General features: G+C 68.6%; 7 protein-coding genes. All 7 read left to right on the top strand.

The features are described 5' to 3' along the window. Positions 1–227 precede the first annotated feature (227 nt). The 7 genes from rplK (at position 228) to AB0B68_RS31910 (ending at position 8,436) form a co-directional block, all read left to right on the top strand. Positions 228–659: a 50S ribosomal protein L11 gene (gene rplK, locus AB0B68_RS31940; protein ID WP_124820953.1), complete on the top strand. Its 432-nt coding sequence runs from the start codon at positions 228–230 to the stop codon at positions 657–659. A gap of 77 nt (positions 660–736) precedes the next feature. Then, the gene (rplA, locus tag AB0B68_RS31935) at positions 737–1,453 is read left to right on the top strand and encodes a 50S ribosomal protein L1 (RefSeq protein ID WP_091402424.1); all 717 of its coding nucleotides are present in this window, start codon (positions 737–739) and stop codon (positions 1,451–1,453) included. An 80-nt stretch (positions 1,454–1,533) separates the two neighbouring features. Next, complete coding sequence (locus AB0B68_RS31930; RefSeq protein WP_357264733.1) at positions 1,534–2,424, top strand: ATP-binding cassette domain-containing protein; 891 nt, start codon at positions 1,534–1,536, stop codon at positions 2,422–2,424. Then, positions 2,421–3,110 (top strand): hypothetical protein, encoded by a 690-nt coding sequence (locus tag AB0B68_RS31925; protein WP_357208425.1) that lies wholly within the window; start codon positions 2,421–2,423, stop codon positions 3,108–3,110. The genes AB0B68_RS31930 and AB0B68_RS31925 overlap by 4 nt, the downstream gene beginning before the upstream one ends. Before the next feature lie 334 nt (positions 3,111–3,444). Further along, positions 3,445–3,990 (top strand): 50S ribosomal protein L10, encoded by a 546-nt coding sequence (gene rplJ / locus AB0B68_RS31920; RefSeq protein ID WP_112584808.1) that lies wholly within the window; start codon positions 3,445–3,447, stop codon positions 3,988–3,990. A gap of 55 nt (positions 3,991–4,045) precedes the next feature. Beyond that, on the top strand, positions 4,046–4,435 hold the full coding sequence (gene rplL / locus AB0B68_RS31915) for a 50S ribosomal protein L7/L12 (RefSeq protein ID WP_357208428.1): 390 nt from the start codon (positions 4,046–4,048) through the stop codon (positions 4,433–4,435). Positions 4,436–5,004: 569 nt separating this feature from the next. Then, the gene (locus AB0B68_RS31910; RefSeq protein ID WP_357126527.1) at positions 5,005–8,436 is read left to right on the top strand and encodes a DNA-directed RNA polymerase subunit beta; all 3,432 of its coding nucleotides are present in this window, start codon (positions 5,005–5,007) and stop codon (positions 8,434–8,436) included. Positions 8,437–8,538: the final 102 nt, after the last annotated feature.

The raw sequence follows: 8,538 nt of genomic DNA, 5'->3' as shown, positions 1-8,538 counted from the left end.
GCCTGGCAGGACGCCCGCTGTCGCGAGCGGGAACACTGGGAGCAGGAGTACGAGCAGCAGCAGACCGAGCGCCGACGTCGGCGTACGCGCTCTCGCTCGACCTCGGCGGACGAGTGGGCTGCGGCCTGCGCTACTCTTGAATGTCGCCGCTGTCGCACCGCGCTGACCGTGCGCGCCCGAGGGCGGCGACAGCCGCATTTTCCCAGCTCCAAGCCCCAGGAAGTGACATGCCTCCGAAGAAGAAGCTCGTCAAGACGTTCACGCTTCAGTTGCCGGCGGGCCAGGCCACGCCGGCGCCGCCGGTCGGCCCCGCGCTCGGCCAGCACGGCGTGAACATCATGGAGTTCTGCAAGTCCTACAACGCGCAGACCGAGTCTCAGCGGGGCGACATCGTCCCCGCCGAGATCAGCGTGTACGAGGACCGGTCCTTCACGTTCGTGCTGAAGACCCCGCCCGCCGCCCGGCTGCTGATCAAGGCCGCCGGTGTGCAGAAGGGCTCGGGTGTTCCGCAGTCCGAGAAGGTCGGGTCGGTCAGCCGCGCCCAGCTGCGTGAGATCGCCGAGAAGAAGATGGCCGATCTCAACGCCAACGACATCGCCCAGGCCGAGAAGATCATCGCCGGCACCGCCCGGTCGATGGGCATCACCGTCAACGACTGACGTCGGCCCGACCTTCGTTCCGACCGTGGGAGGGCTCGCGCCGAGCGGCCCGCCAGAGACCACAGGAGTAATCAGCAATGCAGCGCAGCAAGAGCTACCGCAAGGCCGCCGACGTCATCGACCGGTCGAAGCTCTACACCCCCACCGAGGCCGTGAAGCTGGCCAAGGAGACCACCAACGTCAAGTTCGACGCCACGGTCGAGGTCGCCATGCGCCTCGGCGTCGACCCCCGCAAGGCGGACCAGATGGTCCGCGGCACGGTCAACCTGCCGCACGGCACCGGTAAGACCGCCCGCGTGATCGTGTTCGCCAGCGGCGCGAAGGCCGAAGAGGCCGCCGCCGCGGGTGCGGACGAGGTGGGCACCGACGAGCTGGTCGCCCGCATCCAGGGTGGTTGGCTCGACTTCGACGCGGCGATCGCCACGCCGGACCAGATGGCCAAGATCGGCCGGATCGCGCGGATCCTGGGCCCGCGCGGTCTCATGCCGAACCCGAAGACCGGCACGGTGACCATGGACGTCACCAAGGCGGTGCAGGACATCAAGGGCGGCAAGATCACCTTCCGGGTGGACAAGCACTCCAACCTGCACCTGATCATCGGCAAGGCCTCCTTCACGGAGACCCAGCTGGTCGACAACTACGCTGCGGTGCTCGACGAGGTGCTGCGTGCCAAGCCGTCCGCGGCCAAGGGCAAGTACCTCCGCAAGGTCATCCTGACCACCACGATGGGCCCGGGTGTCCCGGTCGACCCGAACCTGGTGAAGAACCTTCGGGAGGACCAGGCCGACGCCTGAGTCGACAGTTCGCTCCGCCGGGGCGCCGCCACGACCGTGGTGGCGCCCCGGCGCGTTCGAGGTGTGGCAGGCTCGACGCCATGCGGCTGGAGAACGTCTGGTTGCGGTACCACCGGCGAGGGCCGTGGGTGCTGCAAGGCATCGACGTGCGGATCGGTCCCGGCGAGGTGGCGATCGTGCTGGGTCGCAACGGGGTGGGCAAGTCGACACTGCTCCAGGTGGCCGCGGGGGTCCTCCGCCCCGGCCGTGGCCAGGTCACCGGCCGGCCGGCACGGGTGGGCTGGGTGCCGGAGCGTTTCCCAGCGGACCAACCGTTCACGGTGACCCGCTATCTGACCGGGATGGCCCGGGTGGCGGGGCTGGGCAGGGGTGCGGCCGACGACGCGGTGACCTCCTGGACGGACCGGCTCGGGCTGTCCGCCTTCCGCTCGGTCCGGTTGCCGGAGCTGTCCAAGGGCACCGCGCAGAAGGTCGGCCTCGCCCAGGCGCTGCTGCGCCCACCGGGCCTGCTGGTGCTCGACGAGCCGTGGGAGGGGCTGGACGCCGCCACCCGTGAGTTGGTGCCCGAGCTGATCGCCGAGGTGCTCGCCGCCGACGGATCCGTCCTGGTCAGTGACCATCGCGGCGAGACGGTCCGGCTCCCGGCCGCGCGCCGCTGGCTGGTGGCCGACGGCTCGCTGTCCGAGGAGACGTCGTCGACGGACGAGACGATCGCCGTGGTCGAGGTCGCGGTGCCGGCCGCGCGGGTCGCCGGCACCGTCGCCCGGTTGCGCGCCGAGGGCCATCAGGTGCTGCGGATACGCTCCGACGCCTCCACCGCCGCGTCCCAGGCCCTACCCGTCGAGCCGCTCCGGTCGGCCGGTGCCGCCCGACCCGCCGAGCCGTCGCTCGGGATGGCCGGGGAGTTGACAGCGGGCCGGCCGGACACCGCCGACGCGGCTGTCGAGTCGGCAGCGGGGGAGACCCGGTGAGCGCCCTGGTCCGGATGCGGTTGGCCGGTCTCCTGCGAACCGGCCGGGCGTTGGCGCCGTTGCTTGCCGGCCTGATCACGCTCGGCACCCTCTACGGCGGTGGCCGCGCCCAGCCGGCGGAGGCGTACGGGGTTTCCGCGGTGGTGCTCTTTCCGGTGCTCGCCTGGCAGACCAAGATCCTTTTGGATGTCGAGCCGGACGTGCAGCGTCGGCTGGCGCAGGTGACTGTCGGGGTGGCCCGGGAGCGGTTGTCCGGGCTGCTCGCCGCGGCGGTGGCGGCGCTGGTGACGGTGGCCGTCGCGCTGCTCTTTCCGTGGCTGGTCGGCGGGGTGTCCGGCCCGGTCGACCCGGGGGACCGGTCGATTCCGGTCGGGCTCGCGCTGGGATTGTGGGCGCACGTGCTGGTCGTACCCGCTGCGGTTGCTCTTGGGGCGCTGGCCAGCAGGGCGTCGGTGGGCGGCGCGGGGTACGGCGTCGCGGTGTTGGCCCTCGGCGGGGTCGGCGCCGTGGTGTTCGGTCTTAGCGGCTCGGTGGCGCCCTGGCTGGCACCGCCGATCATGGCGGCCGCTCGCACCACCGGCGGCGAGGCCGCCGCGCTGACAGTGCTGGGCTTGAGCGGGTGGGCGCTGGCCTGGAGCGCCGCGGTCGTCGGCGGTTACCTGTGGCGTCGGCGGGCACAGGGCTGACGCGGGCGGTGACCCAGCTCACCAGGGGCGATTTGGCGCTGGTGAGCTGGGCGCGTACTGTTCACACAGTCATCCGTGTTCTCATGGATGAGGAACCACCCAGAGACCGCTGGTCATCGTGCTTCGGCACGGTCGAAGGTCCCGCGACAACGGGCGACCCGCGTAGGGCGGCAAGCGTAACTCGGCAGTGAGCATGGTCCGCCGACCATGACGATCCGCCGGCCCTCGCCCCGTGCGCCCTGCGCCGGGGCTTTTTCGTTGTCGCGCTGCCTCCGCCCCCGTTCCGGCTTCGGCCGAGACGGGGACCAGCCTCGAGTAACGAGAGAGGAGGGACATGGCGGACAAGCCGATCCGGGCCGACAAGGCCACGGCCGTCGCTGAGCTGACCGAGAGCTTCCGCAGCTCGGGCGCCACCGTGCTGACCGAGTACCGCGGTCTGACGGTTTCCCAGCTCACCCAGCTTCGGCGCTCGCTCGGCGCCGACACCAGCTACACGGTCGCGAAGAACACGCTGGCCAAGCGTGCTGCGACGGACGCGGGCATCACCGGCCTCGACGAGCTGTTCACCGGTCCTACCGCGCTGACTTTCGTTTCGGGCGACGTCGTCGAGGCGGCGAAGGGGCTTCGCGACTTCGCGAAGGCCAACCCGAAGCTCGTCATCAAGGGCGGTGTCTTCGAGGGCAAGGCCATCACCGCGGCCGAGGTCACGAAGCTTGCCGACCTGGAGTCCCGCGAGGTGCTGCTGGCCAAGCTGGCCGGCGCGATGAAGGGCAACCTGAGCAAGGCCGCGGCCCTGTTCCAGGCCCCGCTGTCGAAGACCGCCCGTCTGGCGGCTGCACTGCAGGACAAGCGCGAGAAGGAGGGCGCCGAGGCGGCCTGAGGCCCCCACGGCGCACCAGTTCTTTACTTAACAGAATCAGGAAAGGACGCCAGATATGGCGAAGCTCAGCACCGACGAGCTGCTCGACGCGTTCAAGGAGATGACGCTGATCGAGCTCTCTGAGTTCGTGAAGCAGTTCGAGACGACCTTCGAGGTCACCGCTGCCGCCCCGGTCGCGATCGCGGGCCCGGGTGGCGGTGGCGGCGGCGCTGCTGCCGAGGCCGAGCCGGAGCAGGACGAGTTCGACGTCATCCTCGAGGCTGACGGCGGCAAGAAGATCCAGGTCATCAAGGTCGTGCGTGAGCTGACCGGCCTGGGCCTCAAGGAGGCCAAGGACGCGGTCGAGTCCGCGCCGAAGGCCATCCTGGAGAAGGTCAACAAGGAGACCGCCGACAAGGCGAAGGCCAAGCTCGAGGGTGAGGGCGCCAAGGTCACCCTCAAGTGACCTGACGCTCCACCAACGCGTACCCGGCTCGTGAGCTGGGACACCATCGCGTCGCGGCGGGCGGTGATCCGACACGGATCACCGCCCGCCGTATGTGTGGATCTGGCTGCGACCGGTCCTGAGCTGGGCTCCGACCGTGGGTACCCTTGACCCGAACGAGCGTGGCGGGTCGCCCTCCAGTGGGAAACAAGGGACAACCCGGATACCGGCCCTTGACGCGGCCCGGGGCTGCCAGGCACGCTGACACCAGCAAGACACCGCGCTTGCGACGGCCACGACGTGGGTATGACAGCGACGGCACCATCGGCCGCTGTAACCCGAGCGGCCCAGTGGGGAGTTGCGTTCTGAGCGGCCCGGCAGACCCCGGTTGACGGGGGCCGAGGCGCGCTCCGCAAACAACCTGCGGGGTGGGCTGGACAGCGGTTAGCCTCTCGGCTACACTGCTAGTTTGCGCTGCCTTCCGACTTGACCCCTGCTCGGAAATGTCCGTTTACGGATATTTCTGGTGGGGTCATTGGAGTGCACGCGTACCAGCCGTTCTGCAGCACCGGTCCTCGGAAGGACGCATCTTGGCAGCTTCCCGCCCTGCGAAGACCAGTCGTACGTCGAGCGCATTCGCTCCCCGCCGAGTTTCATTCGGCAGGATCACCGAACACCTCGAGGTCCCCAACCTCCTTGCCATTCAGAACGAGTCTTTCGACTGGCTCGTCGGCAACGAGGCTTGGCAGGGCCGGTCGGCGGACGACCCGCACGCACGATCGGGTCTCGCGGAGATCCTTGAAGAGATCAGTCCCATTGAGGACTTCTCCGGCACCATGTCGCTCTCCTTCTCAGCGCCGCGCTTCGACGAGGTCAAGGCCTCGATCGAGGAGTGCAAGGAGAAGGACCTGACCTACTGCGCTCCGCTCTTCGTGACCGCGGAGTTCACCAACAACACCACTGGCGAGATCAAGAGCCAGACGGTGTTCATGGGTGACTTCCCGATGATGACGCCCAAGGGCACCTTCGTCATCAACGGCACCGAGCGCGTCGTGGTCAGCCAGCTCGTCCGGTCTCCGGGCGTGTACTTCGACAAGCAGCCGGACAAGACCTCCGACCGCGACCTCTCCAGCGTCAAGGTCATCCCGAGTCGGGGTGCCTGGCTGGAGTTCGACATCGATAAGCGCGACACGGTCGGTGTGCGCATCGACCGTAAGCGTCGGCAGGCCGTCACCGTCCTGCTCAAGGCCATCGGATGGTCGGCCGAGCGAATTCGTGAGAAGTTCGGCTGGTCCGAGCTGATGATGACCACGCTCGAGAAGGACCACATCGCCGGCGCCGACGAGGCTCTGCTCGATATCTACCGCAAGCTGCGCCCTGGCGAGCCGCCGACGCGCGAGAACGCCCAGACCCTGCTCGACAACCTCTTCTTCAACCCGAAGAGGTACGACGTCGCCAAGGTCGGGCGCTACAAGTTCAACAAGAAGCTGGAAGTCGACGTGCCGATCACCACCGGCACGCTGACCGAGGACGACATCGTCGCCACCGTGGAGTACCTGTGCCGGCTGCACGCCGGTGAGGACGGCTACGAGGCCGACGACATCGACCACTTCGGCAACCGGCGCCTCCGTACCGTGGGTGAGCTGATCCAGAACCAGGTTCGGGTCGGCCTGTCCCGGATGGAGCGGGTCGTCCGCGAGCGGATGACCACGCAGGACGTCGAGGCGATCACCCCGCAGACCCTGATCAACATCCGCCCGGTGGTGGCGGCGATCAAGGAGTTCTTCGGGACGTCCCAGCTGTCCCAGTTCATGGACCAGACCAACCCGCTGGCGGGCCTGACCCACCGGCGTCGGCTGAGCGCGCTCGGCCCGGGTGGTCTGTCCCGGGAGCGGGCCGGCTTCGAGGTCCGCGACGTGCACCCGTCCCACTACGGCCGGATGTGCCCGATCGAGACGCCGGAAGGCCCGAACATCGGCCTGATCGGCGCGCTGTCCACCTTCGCCCGGGTCAACCCGTTCGGCTTCATCGAGACGCCGTACCGGAAGGTCGTCGAGGGTCGGGTCACCGACCAGATCGACTACCTGACCGCGGACGAGGAGGACCGGTTCGTCAAGGCCCAGGCCAACGCGCGCCTGAAGGCTGACGGCACGTTCGCCGAGGACCGGGTGCTCTGCCGTCGTAAGGGCGGCGAGACCGAGGACGTCGTCCCCGGCGCCGTCGACTACATGGACGTCTCGCCCCGGCAGATGACCTCGGTCGCGACCGCCATGATCCCGTTCCTCGAGCACGACGACGCCAACCGGGCACTGATGGGCGCGAACATGCAGCGCCAGGCGGTGCCGCTGGTCAAGGCCGAGGCGCCGCTCGTGGGTACGGGCATGGAGTACCGGGCCGCTGTCGACGCTGGCGACGTGGTGGTCGCCGAGGTCGGCGGTGTGATCGAGGATCTCTGCGCCGACTACGTCACCATCCACCAGGATGACGGCCACCGCCGGACGTACCTGCTGCACAAGTTCCGCCGCTCCAACGCCGGCTCCTGCGTCAACCAGAAGCCGGTCGTCTTCGAGGGCGACCGCGTCGAGGCCGGTCAGGTCATCGCCGACGGTCCGTGCACCGACGAGGGCGAGATGGCACTCGGACGCAACCTGCTGGTGGCGTTCATGTGCTGGGAGGGCCACAACTACGAGGACGCGATCATCCTGTCGCAGCGCCTCGTGCAGCAGGACGTGCTCACCTCGATCCACATCGAGGAGCACGAGGTCGACGCTCGGGACACCAAGCTCGGCCCGGAGGAGATCACCCGCGACATCCCGAACGTCAGCGAGGAAATGCTCGCTGACCTCGACGAGCGCGGCATCATCCGGATCGGCGCCGAGGTAGTCCCCGGTGACATCCTGGTCGGCAAGGTCACGCCCAAGGGTGAGACCGAGCTGACCCCGGAGGAGCGCCTGCTCCGCGCGATCTTCGGTGAGAAGGCGCGTGAGGTTCGGGACACCTCGCTGAAGGTGCCGCACGGCGAGACCGGCACGGTCATCGGTGTGCGCACGTTCTCCCGCGAGGACGGCGACGAGTTGCCGCCGGGCGTCAACGAGCTGGTCCGGGTCTACGTCGCCCAGAAGCGCAAGATCCAGGACGGCGACAAGCTCGCCGGCCGGCACGGCAACAAGGGCGTCATCTCGAAGATCCTGCCGGTCGAGGACATGCCGTTCCTCGAGGACGGCACCCCGGTCGACATCGTGCTCAACCCGCTCGGTGTGCCGAGCCGGATGAACATCGGCCAGGTGCTGGAGACCCACCTCGGTTGGGTCGCCAAGACCGGTTGGAAGGTCGAGGGCGACGACGCCGAGTGGAAGCGCCAGCTCCGCTCGATCGACGCGCACGAGTCCGAGGGTGACACCAACGTGGCCACCCCGGTCTTCGACGGTGCCCGCGAGGAGGAGATCTCCGGTCTGCTCGAGTCGACCCTGCCCAACCGGGACGGCAAGCAGCTGATCGGTCGTACCGGCAAGGCGCAGCTCTTCGACGGTCGTTCCGGTGAGCCTCTGCCGGACCCGATCGCGGTCGGCTACGTCTACATCCTGAAGCTCAACCACCTGGTCGACGACAAGATCCACGCTCGTTCGACCGGCCCGTACTCGATGATCACGCAGCAGCCGCTGGGTGGTAAGGCGCAGTTCGGTGGTCAGCGTTTCGGTGAGATGGAGTGCTGGGCGATGCAGGCGTATGGCGCTGCCTACGCCCTGCAGGAGCTACTCACGATCAAGTCCGACGACGTGCTCGGCCGAGTGAAGGTCTACGAGGCCATCGTCAAGGGCGAAAACATCCCGGAGCCGGGCATCCCGGAGTCGTTCAAGGTGCTGCTCAAGGAGCTGCAGTCGCTGTGCCTCAACGTTGAGGTGCTCTCCAGCGACGGTGTGGCCCTGGAAATGCGCGAGACCGACGACGAGGTGTTCCGGGCCGCTGAGGAGCTGGGCATCGACCTGTCCCGGCGCGAGCCGAGCTCGGTCGAAGAGGTCTGAGGTGAGCGGTCGGGGGCAGTCGCCCGGACCGAGGTCGATCGGCTCGGCGTGGCCGTCGACCCGCAGCGAACATCGGCCCCGCCGGACGGCGTTGAACTTGAC

Origin of the sequence: Micromonospora sp. NPDC049049, assembly GCF_040649115.1 — a bacterium.
In the GTDB taxonomy this organism is placed as follows: Bacteria; Actinomycetota; Actinomycetes; order Mycobacteriales; family Micromonosporaceae; genus Micromonospora.
Note: the sequence above shows the minus strand (reverse complement) of the source record. Positions and strands in the feature narration are given on the sequence as shown.

Coding starts and splice junctions, on each gene's coding strand:
- rplK (WP_124820953.1), top strand. CDS start 228: ATGCCTCCGAAGAAGAAGCTCGTCAAGACGTTCACGCTTCAGTTGCCG.
- rplA (WP_091402424.1), top strand. CDS start 737: ATGCAGCGCAGCAAGAGCTACCGCAAGGCCGCCGACGTCATCGACCGG.
- AB0B68_RS31930 (WP_357264733.1), top strand. CDS start 1,534: ATGCGGCTGGAGAACGTCTGGTTGCGGTACCACCGGCGAGGGCCGTGG.
- rplJ (WP_112584808.1), top strand. CDS start 3,445: ATGGCGGACAAGCCGATCCGGGCCGACAAGGCCACGGCCGTCGCTGAG.
- rplL (WP_357208428.1), top strand. CDS start 4,046: ATGGCGAAGCTCAGCACCGACGAGCTGCTCGACGCGTTCAAGGAGATG.